The sequence below is a fragment of the Myxococcus llanfairpwllgwyngyllgogerychwyrndrobwllllantysiliogogogochensis genome (assembly GCF_006636215.1).
In the GTDB taxonomy this organism is placed as follows: Bacteria; Myxococcota; Myxococcia; order Myxococcales; family Myxococcaceae; genus Myxococcus; species Myxococcus llanfairpwllgwyngyllgogerychwyrndrobwllllantysiliogogogochensis.
The window spans coordinates 1-17,067 of sequence record NZ_VIFM01000037.1 but is presented as its reverse complement, the minus strand read 5'-3'; the positions used below and the strand labels follow the sequence as shown (position 1 = coordinate 17,067).

The window sequence follows — 17,067 nt, the reverse complement described above, 5'->3', positions numbered from 1 at the left end:
TCCCCACCCACGAGCGTCCCCATGAGCCAAGTTGCGACCTCACCCGCCAAGACGGGCACCGACCTCGCTTCACTCGAGCAGGTGGTGAACCTTCCCCGGCGCCCCGTGTCCGTCCAATGGCGCAAGGCCATCCGAGGCAAGGTGGGCATGGGCCCCACCGACTGGGAAGTGATTGCCGTGCTGGAGTACTCGGAGGCGGATGCCCAGGCGCTCCTGGCCACGCTGACGCCCACGGAGCTCGCCCCGCCCACGCTGAACGACGGGGGCTGGCTGTCGGCCACCACGCGCAAGTCCCTGGAGCGCGCCCGGGCCTACGACGCCTCCGCCTTCTACCGGCCCCCGCTGCAGAACGGGACGGTGCTCCACGTGCCGAGCACGAACACCTTCGTGCTCTCGCTCTTCACGCTGTAGTCCGAAGGCCCGCGCGGCGGCGGCGCTCGTCGAGCCGCGCGGTGCCTTCCAGCGTCGGATGGCGGCTCAGTACGCCGCGTCCGTGGCCGAAGCGCCGTCGCTGGCCTTCTTGTCGCTGCCGCCCTTGTCCTGCTCGGTGAAGAAGTCGGCGCTGATCTGCTCGTACAGGGACTCCACCGCGTTCGCCGCCAGGACCGTGGCCGCGCGGTGTAACCCCGCCGAGCGCTTGGACATCACCGTCCCGCTCGAACGCTTGAGCACCTGGCCCTGGGCGTCCACCAGCCGCGCCTTGTAACGAATCTGCGCCTGGACGGCCGCCACGCTGGCGTCCGTGACGGCGAAACTCAGCTCCGCCTCGAGCACCTGGAGCTTCAAGTCCGCCGGCGTGGCATCCAGCCGGAAGGCCGAGCCGAACCCGACGCGAAAGCCATCCTCGAGCGTGCCGCGCCACTGGTCCACGTCCAGCTTGTTAGCCGCCTCATTGGAGACGACGAAGTGGTCCCGCACCGCCGACTCCAGCACCAGCCCCAGGGTCGCCTGCTGCTCCGCGAGGTCGATGTTGGGACGAGGGGCTCCGCGTTTGACATACACGGTGCAACCACTGACGAACAGCAGCGCCGCGAGGGCAACCACGATACGGAACCCGGATACGGAACAGGCTGACATGCGACGACCCCCACGAGCACAGGAGGCGTCTGCCTAACAGCCCCCGCCCGCGCATGGCAAGCCGCCCATCCTCCATCCGCATTTGCAACATTATTACTAAGGTATTTAACTGGCGTTTTCACCGGACAGATTCGCGCCCGTGGGACGCTTCAATTCGATGTTCGGTGGCGGCACCGGTACCGGGTTGGCAATCTCGCGGACGGGAGACACCGTGATGGGCGGCCAGACGCTGGCCCCCTGAGCCCTCCCCGGGAGCGGCCGGGCCATACCCGGCGGCGCTGCTCGCCGCTGGTGCGCGGGTGCTAGCATCCCGGCACTCCCCTGTCGGGAATCGCCATGGCCCCCGCTCCTGCTGGAAGAACTTCGTCGAACGGGCGCGGACGCTTGAAGACGTCCACTCCGCCGAAGTAGCGATGCGCGCGACGATGCCAGGGCTGTCCACACATCGCGGGAGCACGGGGATGCGCGCCGCCGGGGGCATGCTGGCCCTGCTCGTGCTCTTGCTTGGCACGGTCGCCGTCGCGCAGGTGAACGGGCGCGAGCGCCGCATCGGGCAGTTCTACCACTCGCGCTGGACGGTGAAGGACGGCGCGCCGGGACAGGTCTCCGCCCTGGCGCAGACGCCGGACGGCTTCCTGTGGATGGCCTCCGCGGCGGCGCTGTACAGCTTCGACGGCGTCCACTTCCGGCGCTTCGAGCCGCCCGATGGCCAGCCCTTCAGCAGCATCCAGACGCTCTATGTCGCCCCCGACGGCGCGCTGTGGATTGGCTTCATCCATGGCACCGTGGCGCGCCTGAGGGAAGGCCAGGTCACCCGGCATGGCGAAGCCCAGGGCCTGCCCTTGTCCCAGGTGATTTCGTTCGCCACCGATGCCCAGGGAGCGCTCTGGGCCTCCACCAGCCTTCGCGGCGTGTACCGCCTGAACGGGAGTCAGTGGGAGCGCATCGCCGAGCCCTGGGGCCTGCCCGCGGCGGAGCACCTGGGCCGCGCGATGTTCGTCGACCGGGACGGCGCGCTCTGGCTCGCGCTCGCCGACAAGGTCTACCACCTGGAGAAACACGGCCGCGCGTTCCGCGACACGGGCATCACCGTGAAGTGGGTGAGCCTGATGTCCCAGGCACCCGACGGCACGCTCTGGGTCGCCGAGCCCACCGGCGCGGTGCGCCCCGTCGGACTGCCGGGCGGCAAGCCCTACCCTGGCGCGGGGAGGCTGGAGGTCCAGTCCGCGGGCGTGCTGTTCGACCGCGAGGGGAGCCTGTGGGCCACGTCGCTCGGTGACGGCGTGCGCCGCATCGCGCATCCCGAGCAGTGGGGTGAGCGGCGCATCACCCGGCTCGACGAGGCCGGAGAGCCCTTCACCGAGAGGGACGGCCTCAGCTCCGACTACACGTGGCCCATCATCGAGGACCGGGAGGGCAACCTCTGGGTGGGCACCAGCGGCGGGCTGGACCGCTTCCGTCACAGCACCCTGGTGCTGGCCGAGTTCCCTCGCGGCTCGCATGACTTCGCCATCGCGGCGGGAAACGACGGCGCCCTTTGGGCGGGCACCACCAACCGGCCGCTGATGCGGCTGCGCGACAGGACGGTGGACACCTTCGACATCGGCGCCCCCATCCTCGCCACCCACAGGGACCGGGATGGCCAGGTGTGGCTGGCCGCGGAGAACGGCCTCTGGCGCATCCAGGACGACAAGCCCCTGCGCGTCGCGGACCTCCCGGCACCTCCTCCCGCGTACATCCACGCGATGACGAAGGACGCGCAAGGCACGCTCTGGGCCGCGCTCGTCGGAGGGGGCCTGTACCAGTTGCGGGATGGGACCTGGACGTCGCTGGAGGCGCGCACGGAGCTGAGGGCCCGGGAGCGCATCATGGCCGCGGCCACCGACCCCCAGGGCCGTGTCTGGCTGGGGCAGACGCAGGAGCTCCTCCGCGTCGAGGGGACGGACGTCCGTCGCTTTGGCCGCGCGGACGGCCTGGAGCTGGGCATCGTCACCTCGCTGAGCGCGGGCCAGCGGCTGTGGGTGGGTGGGCAGTTCGGACTGGCGCACTTCGACGGGCAGCGCTTCCACACGCTCGACGTGGAGGACGAGGAGCCCCTGCGCGGCGTCTCCGCCATCGTCGAGCTGCCAGACGGAGGCCTGTGGGTCCACGCGATTCCCGGCATCCTGCACCTGCGCGCGGACGAACTGGCGCGCGTCGTCGCCGAGCCCGGCCGTGCGGCGCGGTGCGAGCGCTTCGACTTCCTGGACGGCCTTCCGGCGCGGCCCACCCTGCTGCGCCCGCTGCCCACGGCGGTGCGCGGAACGGATGGACGACTGTGGTTCGCCACCAGCAACGGCGTGGTGTGGATAGACCCGACGCGCATCTTCCGCAATCCGTTGCCGCCGCCCGTGGCCATCCATGCGGTGCGCGTGGACGGACAGTGGCTCACCCCGGGCCCTGGCGCGCTCAGCCTGCATGAGCAGGCGACGAACATCGAAATCGACTACACGGCGCTGAGCCTCTCCATCCCCGAGCGCGTGCGGTTCCGCTACCGGCTGGAAGGCGTGGACACGGCGTGGCAGGACGTGGGCGGCCGGCGCGAGGCGTACTATTCGCACCTGCCCCCGGGGCGCTACCGCTTCCAGGTGCTCGCCACGAACAACGACGGCGTCTGGAACGAGACGGGGGCGACGCTCGAGTTCGTCCTCCCGCCCGCCTTCTTCCAGACGTGGTGGTTCCGCGCGGTGTGTGGCGCCGCCGTCGCGGTGGGGCTGTGGCTCTTGTACCTGCTGCGGCTCCGGCAGGTGCGGGCCCGCCTGCGACGACTGCTGGAGGAGCGCCATCTGGAGCGGGAGCGCATCGCGCGCGAGCTGCACGACACGCTGTTGCAGGGCATCCACGGGCTGGTGCTGCGCTTCCAGGCGGCGGCGGAGATGGTGCCCATGGGACACCCGGCTCGCGTGGCCATGGAGAAGTCCCTGGAGCGCGCCGACCAGGTGCTCGTCGAGGGGCGCGACAGGGTGATGGACCTGCGCGCCACGACGGTGGACGCAGGGGAGCTGTCCACGGCCTTCACCCAGTTGGGAGAGGAATGGGGGCACGAGCGGCGCTCCGCGCTCCACGTGGTGGTGGAAGGCACGCCCGTCGCGTTGGACCCCGTGGTGCGTGACGAGGTCTTCCGCATCGGTCGCGAAGCCCTGGCGAACGCGTTCCAGCACGCCGGCGCCCGGCGCATCGAGGTGGTGTTGACGTATGACTTCGCCCAGCTGCGCCTGCGCGTGCGCGACGACGGGCGCGGAGTCGAGGAGGCCTTCCTCCAGGCGGGCGGCAAGCCCGGACACTGGGGCCTGTCGGGCATGCGCGAGCGGGCCGTGAAGCTGGGCGCGCGGTTGGACATCCGGGGCCGGGAGAACGCGGGGACGGAGGTCGAGCTGCGCGTCCCCGCGGCGACGGCGTATCAGGACTTCCCGAAAGGCACCTGGCAGCGGCTGCGGCGGCTCGTGGGCGGCCTGCGCTGAGGACCTGCCTCGTCGCGAAGGCCCGGTGAGCGCGGCCTCCCTCCATCAGGGGAGGTGCGCGAGGTGGCGCGGGAGCACAGTGGAAGCGAGCTTCCCTCCTCCTGACTCGAGAGCGCGATGAGCACGACGTCCCCCGATACGATTGTCTTGATTCACGGCCTCTGGATGACGCCCCGGAGCTGGGAGCACTGGGTGGAGCGCTACAAGGCGCGGGGCTACAAGGTGCTCGCGCCCGCCTATCCAGGCCTGGAAGTGGAGGTCGAGGCGCTGCGCGAGGACCCGTCACCCATCGAGAAGCTCACGATTGAAGAGACGGCCCACCACCTGGAGACGGTCATCCGGGGGCTTCCGCGTCCGCCCATCCTCATCGGCCACTCGTTCGGTGGCGCCATGGTGCAAATCCTGTTGGACCGGGGGCTCGGGGCCGCGGGCGTGGCCATCGACTCCGTGCAGGTGAAGGGCGTGCTGAGGCTGCCGTTCACCACGCTCAGGGCCACCTTCCCCATCCTCGCCAATCCCGCCAACCGTCACCGCGCGGTGCCCTTCACCCACGAGCAGTTCCGCTACGCCTTCACCAACACGCTCACGGAGGCGCAGTCCCAGGCCGTCTACGAGCGCTACCACGTCCCCGCGCCGGGCCGCTTCCTGTTCGACGGAGCGCTGGCCAACTTCAACCCGCATGCGGCGACGAAGGTGGACTTCGACAAGGAGGACCGCGCGCCGCTGCTGTTCATCGCGGGGAGCGAGGACAACATCATGCCGGCGTCGCTCAACAAGTCGAACGCGCGGCACTACAACAGCGGAGTCGTGGCCTACAAGGAGTTCCCCGGCCGCTCGCACTACATCTGCGGCCAGGAGGGCTGGGAGGAGGTCGCCGACCACGCGCTCTCCTGGGCCCTGAATCCCACGGTGTGACGCCACACGCGCCCTGCTAGCCTCGCCGCGTCTATTTCTTCCCGGCGAGGCACCATGAAGAAGCTCCTCATCATCGCGGGTGTGCTGTTCGTGGCGGTTGGCGGACTCGTCCTCAAGACGTTCTCGGACGCCGGGCAGTTCAAGAGCCTCTCTCCCCACGCCCCCGGAAAGTGCAAGCCCGTGTCGGGCATGCCGGGCGCGGAGGACATCACGTTCCATCCGAGCCTGGGCTACGCCTACGTCTCCTCGGACGACCGGCGCGCGACGATGGCGGGAAGCCCCGTGACGGGCGGCATCTACCGCTACGAGCTTTCGGGCACCGCGCCCCCGGTGCTGCTGACGGGCGGCTTCTCCCCCGACTTCCATCCGCACGGCATCAGCCTGCACGTGGACCCGTCCGGCGCGCAGACGCTGTTCGTGGTGAACCACACCCAGGCCGAAGGCAACCGCATCGAGCGCTTCGAGGTCGGCGAGGACGGCCTGCTGGTCCACCGGGCCACGTTTCGCGACGCGCTGCTCGTGTCGCCCAACGATGTGGTCGCCATGGACGCCCAGCGCTTCTACGTGACGAACGACCACGGCAACCCGCCGGGCATGAAGCAGCGGGTGGAGGACTACCTCCAGCTCGCCCAGGGCAACGTCCTCTACTTCGACGGCCAGCGCTTCCAGGAGGTCATCCAGGGCACGAAGTACGCCAACGGCATCAACCGCTCCCTGGACGGGAGCACGGTGTACGTGGCGCAGTCCGTGGGCCGCTCGCTGAGCAGCTACGCGCGCGACCCGAAGACGGGCGCGCTGACGCTGCTCAAGACGCTCGACCTGGACTCCGGCCCGGACAACATCGAGCTGGATGCCGAGGGCAACCTCTGGATTGCCTCCCATCCCAAGCTGCTCGACTTCGCCTCCCATGCGGGCGACCCGACGGGAAAGACCCGGTCACCCGCGCAGGTGCTGCGCCTGACGGGCAAGGGCGCGGACCTGAAGGCCTCGGAGGTGTTCCTGGACAATGGAACCCAGACGTCCGGAACGGCCACCGCCGCTGTCTTCGGCAAGCGGATGCTCCTGGGCCCCGTGTTCGAGAAGGACTTCCTCGACTGCGAGCTGCCCTGAGCCGCGCGTCAGAATCCAACGAGCCATCACCCCCGAGTCCCAGCCGGCTTGTCCTGACTTGAGAGCCTCCCCACCCTCCTGGCTGCCAGGACAGGGGGCGGAGGCTTTCGCCCGGGGGAGAACGGCGACATGGGCGGTGGGCTGAGTTGGAAGGGGAAGGTCGGAGTGGGTGGGCTCTTCGCGGCGCTCGCGGCGTTCGCTCCTGGGAGCGCGGAGGCGGACGCGGGCGACCTGGCCCTGGGCCATCACCACAAGGAGAAGCACGACAAGAAGAAGAAGGGGGAGGCGGCTGGCACCGGTGGCTCGGGTGCGGCGGCGATGATGGGGCCTCGCGTGGGCGGGCACGTCGCCGCGGTGATTCCCTTCCTGAGCGTCACCGACGAGGACACCTCCGTCATCTTCGGGGACTTCTTCGACCTGGGTCTGGCGCCGGGCATCACCCTGCACCTGAACGAGCGCTGGGCGCTCGACTTCGAGTTCATCGCCTACAGTCGCTGGCGGTTCGAGGATGGCGGCAGGCCCGCGAGCGTCAGCACCAGCATCGTGCTGGACCCGGGCGTCATCTACGACTTCGGGCAGTTCAAGGGCGGCCTGCGGCTCGCCATGCAGGTGGGCGCGGGCGTGCCGTTCAACATGGGCGTGGTGCCCATCATCATCAAGGGCTTCCCCATCACCGAGCACCTGAAGTGGTTCGTGGAGCTGGACCTGCCCTTCTTCGTCACCGGAGCACCGGGCGACGGGGGCTTCAGCTTCTCACCGCAAATCCAGACGGGCATCGCCTTCTGACGGCGCCCGGAGCGCGGCTCACGGGCCCACGCTCTTGAGGTCGCCCCAGAGTCGCTTCACGGTGCTCGTCGTGAGTTCGATGAAGCGGCGCTGGTTATAGGGGCTCTGCTCTGGCGGCGGCCCCAGGTCCTCGAGGCCGATGCACATTATCTTCGGGAGGACAGCGCCGGTCCGCGGGGGCTCGAGTTTCATGGCCTCCACCCTGGACTGGTGGGCCTGGGCCTCGCGATGGAGCAAGGCGACCGCCGTTCCGGCTCCCACCAGCAGTGAGAGCACGGCGACGGTCAGGTTCTTCCTCACGGCCCGGCGCCGACGGGCATGCGACGAAAGCGAGGGGACGGGGACCATGGGCCCATTCAACCCAATGAACGGGCCCCTTGGGAAGTCGTCCCCCGAGGCCTTCAGCGCGCCTTGAGGTTCTGGGCGACGAAGTCCCAGTTGACCAGGTGCGTGAGGAAGGTCTCGATGTACTTGGGCCGCTGGTTGCGGAAGTCGATGTAGTACGCGTGCTCCCACACGTCGATGGTGAGCAGCGCCTTCTGGCCGTGCTTCATCGGCAGGTCCGCGTTGCCCGTCTTGGTGATGGCGAGCTTGTCCTTGTCCAGCACCAGCCACGCCCAGCCGGAGCCGAACTGCGTCGCGGCGGCCTGGGAGAACTCCTCCTTGAACTTCTCGAAGGAGCCGAAGTCGCGGGTGATGGCCGCGGCGAGGTCACCCGTCGGCAGGCCTCCACCGCTCGGCTTCATGCAGTGCCAGTAGAACGTGTGGTTCCAGACCTGGGCCGCGTTGTTGAACACGCCGCCATCGCTGGAGAGGATGACCTCCTCCAGGGACTTGCTCTCCTCGGGCTTGCCGGCGAGCAGCTTGTTCAGGTTCGTCACGTACGCCTGGTGGTGCTTGCCGTAGTGGTACTCCAGCGTCTCCTCGCTGATGTGAGGGGCGAGCGCGTCCTTGCGGTACGGAAGTTCAGGCAGCGTGAAGGCCATGAGTCGGGTCCTTTCCAGGGTAAAGGGATGCGGAGAACTATCACCCTCCTACCCGCGAAAGGGGCACGACTCCAATGCATTGGCGGCCCGCCAAAGCACTGGACGCCCGGGATACCGACGGGTCAACACTCCGCGCGGGCACCCGGGGCGGCGCTGTTTCAGGTGACCCGGGCACATTACGGAACTGGACACCTTAGACTTCCTCGAAGTCCGCTCCCGTCACCCTGGCGCGCTCCAGGACCAACTTGATGTGCTCCGAGACGATGAGCGCCTCGGACCAACCCCAGGTGCGAAACACCTGGAAGCCTCCGACCTTCATCGGGTCAATCCGCATCCCGATGACGCCGCGGTAGTGGTCAGCCTTGTCCGGTCGCGCGTCCTCTGGCTTCCAGACCTGTATCTCCTTCGAGGCCTTGTCATCGATGCACCGGATGAGCCTCGTGGCCACGAGGACATGGTACTCACCTGAGCCGCCCTTGACGTTCACGGGCAGCAGCTGAACTTCCTGGGGGGCATACTCCGCGAAGAGACTCGACATCCTGAGGTGGACCACGGGAGTCCTGCCGGCGCCCACCACGTTGAAGTCGCGCCGACGCCCCTGCTCTCGAACACGAAGCTTCAGGGTGGCAGGGGCACTGACGGGCCGGCCCGCGGTGAACTCCGTCACGTCCTCCAGTTCCTGGCCCTGTCCGTCCAGCAGGGCTCCCAGGGACCAATGACCGGCCTGCACGGCTTCGTTGAGCCTGAAGTATCGAGTCGGCATCGTGGACACCCCTACGACCTCATTCGCCTTGAGTCAGAAGCTTCTGGAGCTGCGTCGCCGGAGTCTGGGTTCCTCGGGCGCGTCTGTGAAGCGCTCGTGATGACACCGGGGCCCTTCATGCCCTCCAGCGCCGCTATCGTGACATGTGTTTGAGGCTGTCACACGCGCGGCCCCTCACACCGTGGGTGGACGCACCAGCAGCACGGGCCGCTCGGTGCGAGCGAGGACGGCCTGCGTCACCGAGCCGAGCACCGCGCGCTTCAGCCCCGTGCGCCCATGCGTCCCGAGCACGAGCGCGTCCACGCAGAGCCGCTCCGCCGCCTGGGCCAGCGCCGTCACCACGTCCTTGCTCCCGGTGACGACCTCCACCCGCGCGTGACGTCCCGTGGCCTCGGCCTCGCGAGGCACCAGCGCCTCCAGTCGCCGTCGCTCGGTCTCCACCGACTGTCCCGCCTCCGCGACGTGGAGCAGATGCACCGTGCCGCCCGGAGCCACCAGGCCGAAGGCGTGCGCCACCGCGCGGTTGCCCGTCTCCGAGAAGTCGGTGGCCACCAACACGTCGCGGAACGAGGGCAGCGGCGCGTCCACGCCCGTCGGCACCGCGCGCGAGGACACACACGCCACGGAGATTCGCGCCAGCCGAAGCGCGTGATGCGACACGCTCCACATCTTCCCGAGCGCACGCCGGTGATGTGTCCCCACCACCAGCAGGTCCGCGCGCTCCCGCTCGGCCAGCTCCACCAGGTGGTCCGCGATGCGCCCCAGCGAGGGCTCCAGCACGGTGCGCGGCGGCGCGCCTCCCGAGGCCAGCGGCGCCATCAACGCCTCGGTCTCCCTGTCCAGCACCGCGCGCAGCTCCGGCGTCATCTCCGCGAGCTCCAGCGGGCGCGACAACCCCAGGCGCCGGTACTCCTCATCCGGCCACACCACGCGCGCGCCCACCACCTCCACCGGTCCCCACGCACGCAGCCCGCGCACCCACTCCCGCGCGGCCTCGAAGGGAATCGAGCGGTCCACGCCGAGCACCACGCGCAGGGCGCGCCTGCCCTGAACCCACGCCTCCATCACCTCCGCGTCGCGGACCGCCAGCAGCGGCACCTCCAGCGACTGCGCCAGCCGGTCCACCGTCCCGCCGACGCCCAGGAACGGCGCTTCCTGCGTCGGGGGCGCCGTCACCACCAGCGTGGCCGCGCGCTGGCGAGCCACCTCCGCCACCTCCGCCGACGCCTCGCCGGTGCGCAGCTCCTGCTCCACCCGGGCGCCTGACTTCGTCAGTCGGCGGACCTCATCTCCCAGCGCGGCCTCGGCCGCCTGGAGCAGCGCCTTGCCGAAGGCACGCGCGGAGTTGGGATTGAGCACGTGCACCAGGTACAACGGCACGTCCGCCTTCCGAGCCAGCTCGGCGGCGAGGTCACTGGCGCGGCGCGCGGCGTCGGAGAAGTTGGTGGCGCAGACGATGGACATGCGTGGTTCCTCCCCGAGTCGGACACGGCTCGGCGGCTCCCTTGGGAGCCCTGTCGGACGGGCGTCATGCCCATCCGCCCTGCTCATGCGCTCCGCCTTCATCCTCAGGCGGGCCGCACCTGCTCGACGCGCACCTCGTGCACCAGGGGCTCGCCATGCTCGAAGGCCCGGACGCTCGAAAGCGTGGTGCGGGCAATGCTCACCAGCGCCTCCCGCGTGAGGAAGGCCTGGTGCGACGTCACGAGGACATTGGGAAAGGTAAGCAGGCGCGCCAGCACGTCGTCCTGGAGCACCTGGCCGGAGAGGTCCTGGAAGAAGATGCCTTCCTCCTCCTCGTACACGTCCAGGCCCGCCGCGCCGATGTGGCCGGACTTGAGCGCGTCGATGAGCGCTCGGCTGTCGATGAGCGCGCCCCGGCCCGTGTTGACGAGCACCACGCCGCGCTTCATCCGCGTCAGCGCCTTCGCGTCGACCATGTGCCGCGTGCCCGGCGTGAGCGGCACGTGGAGCGAGATGACATCGGAGGCCGAGTACAGCTCCTCCAGCGACACGTAGCGCGCGCCCACGTCCCGGGCGAACTCCTCATCGGGCGCGGCGTCGAAACAGACGATGTCGCAGCCGAAGCCCCGGAAGATGCGCGCGGCCACGCGGCCGATACGGCCCGTGCCCACCACGCCCACCGTCTTGCCCGCGAGGTCGAAGCCCACCAGCCCATCCAGCGAGAAGTTCCAGTCGCGCACGCGCGCGAAGGCCCGGGGGATGTGGCGGTTGAGGGAGAGCACCAGCGTCACGGCATGTTCGGCCACCGCGTGCGGCGAGTACTCCGGCACGCGAGTCACCCGCACGTCCAGCCGCCGCGCGGCTTCCAGGTCGATGTGGTTGTAGCCCGCGGAGCGCGTGGCCACGAGGCGCACGCCGCCCGCTCGCAGCACCTCCAGCGTGGGCGCATCCAGGCGGTCGTTGACGAACGAGCACACCGCATGGAAGCCCTCCGCCAGGCGCGCCGTCTGGAGCGTCAGCCGAGGCTCCAGGAACGTCAGCGAATGGCCGAACTCCGCGTTGGCGTCCTCCAACGCGCTCCGGTCATAGCGATGGGTGTCGAAGACGGCCAGCCGCATGCCTGCTCTCCCGCCGACAGGCCGTGTGCCCGCCGCGTCCGGTCGGTTGCCATTGCAACGCTCACACCACGCACGCCCTCGGGTGAGCGAGGCGAGGGACCGCGCAAAAGCTGCACACGTCCTGGGGTGGGCGCAAAAGCCACGGATGCCCCAGGGGCTGGCGACCGGGCGGGTGCGCCGTTAGAAGCACGTCGCGCGAGCCGCGTCCGGAGCCGACACGGCCTACCTTTTCGAACGAGAGGCTCCGAGGAGGCGTCATGTTCCGTTGTGCAGCCTGTGGTGCGTTCAATCGCGTACGAGAGCCCCGTCCTTCAGGGGCACCGGAGTGTGGCCGCTGCCACCGAGCGCTGGACCTGTCGGGCGCGCCGCAGGAGGTGGATGGCGAGGGCCTGGACCGCGCCGTGCTCGGCTCTCCCGTGCCCATCCTCCTGGACCTGTGGGCGCCGTGGTGCGCGCCCTGTCGCGTGGCGGGCCCCATCCTGGATGAGGTGGGCCGCGCGAAGGCGGGACAGCTGCTGGTGCTCAAGCTGAACACGGAGCAGCACCCGCGTCCCGCGAGCGCCCTCGGCGTGCAAGGCATCCCGACCTTCATCGTCTTCTCCGGTGGGCGCGAGGTGGCGCGGCGCAGTGGCGTGTTGCCCAGGCCGGAGATGGAGCGGTGGGTATCGAGCGCCACGGTGGGCCCGCCGGGCACGGGGGCCACGGCCTGAGTCCCGCGCACAGCGCGCTCGCGGAAGGAGGAGACCAGCCATGGAGCCCGAGGCCGCGCTGCTGACGGACCTCTACCAGCTCACGATGACGGAGGCGTATCTCGCCGAGGGCCAGTGGGACGAGGCGGTCTTCAGCCTCTTCGTGCGTGGGCTTCCGGCGAGGCGCAACTACCTGCTGGCGGCGGGCCTGGAGGACGTGCTCGACACGTTGGAGCACCTGCGCTTCCGCGCGGAGGACCTGGAGTGGTTGGCGTCACAGGGGCGCTTCTCGGACCGGCTGCTCGGGTGGCTGGAGCGCTTCCGTTTCAGTGGCGATGTGGACGCGATGCCTGAAGGCACTCCGGTCTTCGGCCAGGAGCCGTTGCTGGAAGTGCGCGCGCCGCTGCCGGAGGCCCAGTTGGTGGAGACGTACCTGCTCAACCAGGTGCACCTCCAGACGCTCGCGGCCTCCAAGGCGTCGCGCGTGGTGACGGCGGCGGCGGGACGCCCGGTGATGGAGTTCGGGCTGCGGCGCATCCACGGAACGGATGCGGGGATGAAGGTCGCTCGCGCGACGTACCTGGCGGGTGTGGACTCCACGTCCAACGTGCTCGCGGGAAAGCGGTATGGGATTCCGCTGTCGGGCACGATGGCGCACAGCTACGTGCAATCGCATGAGGACGAGCTGGAGGCCTTCCGAGCCTTCACCCGCGTCTATCCCGACGCGACCCTGTTGGTGGACACCTACGACACGCTGCGCGGCGTGCAGCACGCGATTCGACTGGCGAGGGAGCTGGGCGAGGACTTCCGCGTGCGGGCGTTGCGCCTGGACTCGGGCGACCTGCTGGCGTTGTCGCTGGCGGCGCGCGAGCTGTTGGATGAAGCGGGTCTGGAGCGCGTGCGGCTGATTGGAAGTGGTGGGCTGGATGAGGACGCTGTGGCGGGACTGCTCGCGCGGGGTGCGCCGCTGGATGGGTTTGGCGTGGGCACGGCGATGGGGGTGTCCGCGGACGCGCCCTCATTGGACATGGCCTACAAGCTGGTGGAGTACGCGGGCAAGGGCCGCGTGAAGCTGTCCGCGGGCAAGGTGCTGCTGCCCGGGGCGAAGCAGGTGTATCGCCAGGAGGAGGACGGCGTGGCGAGAAGGGACCTGCTCGTGCGGCGCGGAGACGTCGCGCGTGGACATCCCCTGCTGCGTCCGGTGATGCGAGCGGGGCAGCGCCTGCCCGGAGCCACACCGTCGCTGGAGGAGGTCCGCCAGCACGCGCGGCGGGAGCTGGCCCGACTCCCCGCCGAGGTACGCGCCCTGGAGCCCGCGAGACCGCCCTACTCCGTCGTCATCGGCGACGGGCTCGCGAGGGCACGGGCTCACGAAGTCGAGGTCTGGGCGGCCGAGCCCTGAGCGGCGCTCTTGCGCGACAGGAGGCCGTCCACCGCGAACGCACCATTGCCCAGCAGGGCCTGGGCGATGAGTGACAGGATGAGGAACGCGACGTACTCCCAGCCTCCGCCCTCGTTGGTGAACATCCAACCCAGGGAGAGGTGAGACTTGAGCGCGCCGAGCATCACCGGGAGCAGCGCGAGCGCCACCCATCGGACGCGAAACCCCGCGAGCAACGCGAGGCCGCCGAGCAGCTCCGCCGCGAACACGGGCCCGGCCGTCCAGCCAGGGAAGCCATGGGCCTCGAAGAAGCGGGCGGTGCCGTCGAGCGTGAAGATGAACGCCTTGGCTCCCGCGTGCGCGAGGAAGACGGCGCCCAGTGCTACACGGAGCACGGTGGCGGCCAGTTCGGAAGAGGAAGGAAGCGAATCGCTGCGACGCATGAAGGCGGCTCCTGGAGTGGTGGAGGTACGCCGCATGAAATGCGCGCCTCGCGGGCGCGGCGGAAGGTCAGCCTCGCGAACGAATTGTTCTGGTGGCAGGACAATCCGCGCGGAGGCGAGTTCCGATTCAACGAGCGGAGCGGAACTCGGAGGCCAGCGCGTCGAGGTCCACGCGCGGGTCGCGCTCAATCCTTGCGGGCGGAGCGGGACTCGGAGGCCAGCGCGTCGAGGTCCGCGCGCGGGTCGAGCCCAGGCCCGGCGGGCGGAGCGGAACTCGGAGGCCAGCGCGTCGAGGTCCACGCGCGGGTCGAGTTCACTCCAACCGAGCAGAGCGGAACTCAGAGGCTACCGTGTCGAGGGCCACGCGCGCGTCGAGTTCAGTCCCAACGAGCGGAGCGGAACTCGGAGGCCAGCACGTCGAGCAGGGCCCGGACGAGCGGTGGCGGGGAGCGGCCCGCCGCGTGGACTGCGTGGATGCCGACGGGCCTGGGAGCGAAGCGGTCCAGGACGGTGACGAGCCGGCCGGAGCGCAGGTCCTCGTCCACCATGAAGCGAGGCAGCACGGCGAGACCGATGCCGTGAGCCACGGCCTCGCGCAGCAGCGTCCCGTTGGCGGCGGACAGCGGGCCCGACACGGGGACGGGCACGGGGATGCGTCCCTTGGGGCCGTAGAAGCGCCACTCGACCTCCGCGCGCAGGTGCAGGTAGCGCAGACAGTCGTGGCGCAGCAGGTCCTCGGGATGCTCGGGGGTGCCCCGGCGCTTCAGGTAGGCAGGTGAAGCGCAGACGCACAGCGCGGTGGTGGCGAGCTTCCGCGCCACGAGACTGGAGTCGCGCAACCGAGTGATTCGCAGGGCGACATCCACCCGGTCCTCGACAAGGTCGACGAGCCTGTCGCTCAGCATGACCTCCACCGACGTGCCCGGATGCGCGGCGAGGAAACGGGCCAGCGGGCCAGCGAGGTACATCTGCGCGAAGCTGATGGGCGCATTGATGCGCAGCGTGCCTCGGCCCGCGTCCGAGGCCCCGCGCGTGGCGGCACTCGCCTCCTGGAGCAGTCGCGCGCAATGGGCGTACACACCCAGGCCCGCGTCGGTGACGGAGAGCTTGCGGGTGGTGCGGATGAGCAACCGCTGCCCCACCCGGGACTCCAGCCGTGAGACGCGCGCGCTCACCACGGACTTCGACACACCGAGCACGGCCGCCGCCCGGGTGAACGAGCGGTGCTCCACCACGCGCGCGAAGCACGCGAGGCCCAGCAGGTCATCAAACAGAGGCTCCGTCACCCGCCGCAGGCTGCCATGGGGGCCCGTGTAGGACCAGCGGGGAGAGAAGGAGCACGCAGTCCCAGGACTGGGACCAGAGACTGTATTTCCAGTGCAATCCAGTGGCTGTTAAGTCGCGTCGTCACGCGATGTTGACGAGGAAGGTCGGGCAGAGCGTCGGCCCCTCTCGTCACAATGCGGACCTCACCCCATCACCACGAGGAACGGATGACACGAGTAACCACAGCGAAGACGTGGATCAGCCTGGGACTGTGTGGAGCACTGGCGACGGTGGCCGGAGCCTCCACGGCGTTCGCGGAAGCGCCGCGCGCCGAGACGCGCACGGCATTGGTTTCACCCTGGTCTCAAGCGGCGTCGATGAGTCAGATTCGCGCGTTTCACACGGCGACGCGACTGCCGTCGGGCAAGGTGCTCGTCACGGGCGGCAATGGCTGGGGCACTGTGTCGGCGTCGACCGAGACGTATGACACGGCCACCAACACGTGGAGCGCGGCGGCTGCGATGAGCCAGACGCGAGCACACCACACGGCGACGTTGCTGGCGTCGGGCCAGGTGCTCGTCGTCGGTGGACTGGGCGCGGGAACGTTGGCGAGCGCGGAGCTGTACAACCCCACCGCGAACACGTGGAGCGCCACGGGCAGCCTGGGCACGGCGCGCAGGGCCCATCAGGCGGTGCTGCTGGCGTCGGGCAAGGTGCTGGTGTTCGGCGGCTTCGGGCCGGCGGCGCTGAAGAGCGCGGAGCTGTACGACCCGGCGACGGGGACGTGGACGGCGACGGGCTCCACGTCGGTCGTCGCGGGGAAGGTCAGCGCCACGCTGCTGCCTTCGGGCGACGTGCTGGTCATCAATGACGACGGCGTCACTGGCGCGGCGGAGGTGTACGACATGAGCACGGGTGCATGGAGCCGCGTGTCGGACCCGCCGGCTTTCTATGGGCACGCGGCGCTCCTGTTGAATCAGGGCGCGGTGCTGGCCACGGGACAGGAGACGGGGCAGTACGCGAGCGGCGCGTGGCTGTTCTGGCCGGAGGACAACGAGTGGGAGTACGTCTCGTACGCCACCGAGGAGCGGCGGCGGAACCACTCGATGACGCTGCTTCCGTCGGGCAAGGTGCTCGTCGCGCGCGGGACGCGCAACCAGATTGGCGGCACCACGGAGCTGTTCAACCCGGCCACATGGCAGTTGTCCGTCGTGGGCAATGACACGCCCACGCAGGGACATACGGCCACGCTGTTGACCAACGGCAAGGTGCTCGTCGTGGGAGGCTCCAGCCAGGAGGAGCCGGAGCTGTACTCGTCCGGCGAGCTGTTCACCGAGTAGCTCGCGGTCCATGCTTTCAGGCCCGCCTGTCTCCCAAGTCGAGACAGGCGGAGCCTGGGACTGTTCACCGAATCGCGCGCGACTCATGCTTCCCGGCCCGCCCGCCTCCCAAGCCGAGACAGGCGGAGCCTGGGGCTGTTCACCGAATCGCGCGCGACTCACGCTTCCCGGCCCGCCCACCTCCCGAGTCGAGGCAGGCGGCGCCAGGGTGGGCTGTGCTACGCAGGGC

General features: G+C 69.7%; 16 protein-coding genes. 8 read left to right on the top strand and 8 right to left on the bottom strand.

Annotated features, from left to right (window positions below; all coding sequences use genetic code 11):
• Nucleotides 1-21: 21 nt before the first annotated feature.
• Entirely contained in the window at nucleotides 22-411 is a 390-nt protein-coding gene (locus FJV41_RS12010) for a hypothetical protein (protein ID WP_141642596.1), read from the top strand.
• Nucleotides 412-477: 66 nt separating this feature from the next.
• Here the strand turns inward: FJV41_RS12010 and FJV41_RS12005 are convergent, their stop codons facing one another.
• Nucleotides 478-1,077 (bottom strand): hypothetical protein, encoded by a 600-nt coding sequence (locus tag FJV41_RS12005; protein ID WP_141642595.1) that lies wholly within the window; start codon nucleotides 1,075-1,077, stop codon nucleotides 478-480.
• Between the two features lie 461 nt (nucleotides 1,078-1,538).
• Here FJV41_RS12005 and FJV41_RS12000 point away from each other — a divergent pair, with 461 nt between their 5' ends.
• The 4 genes from FJV41_RS12000 to FJV41_RS11985 all read left to right on the top strand — a co-directional run bounded on the left by FJV41_RS12000 (nucleotide 1,539) and on the right by FJV41_RS11985 (nucleotide 7,388).
• Nucleotides 1,539-4,577: a sensor histidine kinase gene (locus FJV41_RS12000; RefSeq protein WP_141642594.1), complete on the top strand. Its 3,039-nt coding sequence runs from the start codon at nucleotides 1,539-1,541 to the stop codon at nucleotides 4,575-4,577.
• Nucleotides 4,578-4,694: 117 nt separating this feature from the next.
• Nucleotides 4,695-5,492 (top strand): alpha/beta hydrolase, encoded by a 798-nt coding sequence (locus FJV41_RS11995; protein WP_141642593.1) that lies wholly within the window; start codon nucleotides 4,695-4,697, stop codon nucleotides 5,490-5,492.
• 54 nt (nucleotides 5,493-5,546) lie between these two features.
• Nucleotides 5,547-6,602: an SMP-30/gluconolactonase/LRE family protein gene (locus tag FJV41_RS11990; RefSeq protein WP_141642592.1), complete on the top strand. Its 1,056-nt coding sequence runs from the start codon at nucleotides 5,547-5,549 to the stop codon at nucleotides 6,600-6,602.
• A 129-nt stretch (nucleotides 6,603-6,731) separates the two neighbouring features.
• Nucleotides 6,732-7,388, top strand: coding sequence for a hypothetical protein (locus FJV41_RS11985; protein WP_141642591.1), 657 nt, complete (start codon nucleotides 6,732-6,734; stop codon nucleotides 7,386-7,388).
• Nucleotides 7,389-7,406: 18 nt separating this feature from the next.
• Here the strand turns inward: FJV41_RS11985 and FJV41_RS11980 are convergent, their stop codons facing one another.
• The 5 genes from FJV41_RS11980 to FJV41_RS11960 form a co-directional block, all read right to left on the bottom strand.
• Nucleotides 7,407-7,688 (bottom strand): hypothetical protein, encoded by a 282-nt coding sequence (locus FJV41_RS11980; protein WP_141642590.1) that lies wholly within the window; start codon nucleotides 7,686-7,688, stop codon nucleotides 7,407-7,409.
• A gap of 101 nt (nucleotides 7,689-7,789) precedes the next feature.
• Nucleotides 7,790-8,374, bottom strand: a complete 585-nt coding sequence (locus FJV41_RS11975; protein ID WP_141642589.1) for a superoxide dismutase — start codon at nucleotides 8,372-8,374, stop codon at nucleotides 7,790-7,792.
• 193 nt (nucleotides 8,375-8,567) lie between these two features.
• On the bottom strand, nucleotides 8,568-9,137 hold the full coding sequence (locus tag FJV41_RS11970; RefSeq protein ID WP_141642588.1) for an imm11 family protein: 570 nt from the start codon (nucleotides 9,135-9,137) through the stop codon (nucleotides 8,568-8,570).
• 174 nt (nucleotides 9,138-9,311) lie between these two features.
• Complete coding sequence (locus FJV41_RS11965; protein ID WP_141642587.1) at nucleotides 9,312-10,601, bottom strand: universal stress protein; 1,290 nt, start codon at nucleotides 10,599-10,601, stop codon at nucleotides 9,312-9,314.
• A 104-nt stretch (nucleotides 10,602-10,705) separates the two neighbouring features.
• Complete coding sequence (locus tag FJV41_RS11960) at nucleotides 10,706-11,719, bottom strand: 2-hydroxyacid dehydrogenase (protein ID WP_141642586.1); 1,014 nt, start codon at nucleotides 11,717-11,719, stop codon at nucleotides 10,706-10,708.
• Nucleotides 11,720-11,976: 257 nt separating this feature from the next.
• On the opposite strand from FJV41_RS11960, the gene FJV41_RS11955 reads away from it, so the two are divergent.
• Nucleotides 11,977-12,429 carry a thioredoxin family protein gene (locus FJV41_RS11955; protein WP_141642585.1) on the top strand — a complete coding sequence of 151 codons (453 nt, stop codon included), beginning with the start codon at nucleotides 11,977-11,979 and terminating at the stop codon, nucleotides 12,427-12,429.
• Nucleotides 12,430-12,469: 40 nt separating this feature from the next.
• Nucleotides 12,470-13,810: a nicotinate phosphoribosyltransferase gene (locus FJV41_RS11950; protein ID WP_141642584.1), complete on the top strand. Its 1,341-nt coding sequence runs from the start codon at nucleotides 12,470-12,472 to the stop codon at nucleotides 13,808-13,810.
• On the opposite strand, the gene FJV41_RS11945 is transcribed toward FJV41_RS11950, so the two are convergent.
• Nucleotides 13,777-14,232, bottom strand: coding sequence for a DoxX family protein (locus FJV41_RS11945; RefSeq protein ID WP_141642583.1), 456 nt, complete (start codon nucleotides 14,230-14,232; stop codon nucleotides 13,777-13,779). The genes FJV41_RS11950 and FJV41_RS11945 overlap by 34 nt on opposite strands.
• A gap of 377 nt (nucleotides 14,233-14,609) precedes the next feature.
• Nucleotides 14,610-15,518 (bottom strand): LysR family transcriptional regulator, encoded by a 909-nt coding sequence (locus FJV41_RS11940; RefSeq protein WP_141642582.1) that lies wholly within the window; start codon nucleotides 15,516-15,518, stop codon nucleotides 14,610-14,612.
• Between the two features lie 207 nt (nucleotides 15,519-15,725).
• Here FJV41_RS11940 and FJV41_RS11935 point away from each other — a divergent pair, with 207 nt between their 5' ends.
• Complete coding sequence (locus FJV41_RS11935) at nucleotides 15,726-16,838, top strand: Kelch repeat-containing protein (protein WP_181790579.1); 1,113 nt, start codon at nucleotides 15,726-15,728, stop codon at nucleotides 16,836-16,838.
• Nucleotides 16,839-17,067 lie beyond the last annotated feature (229 nt).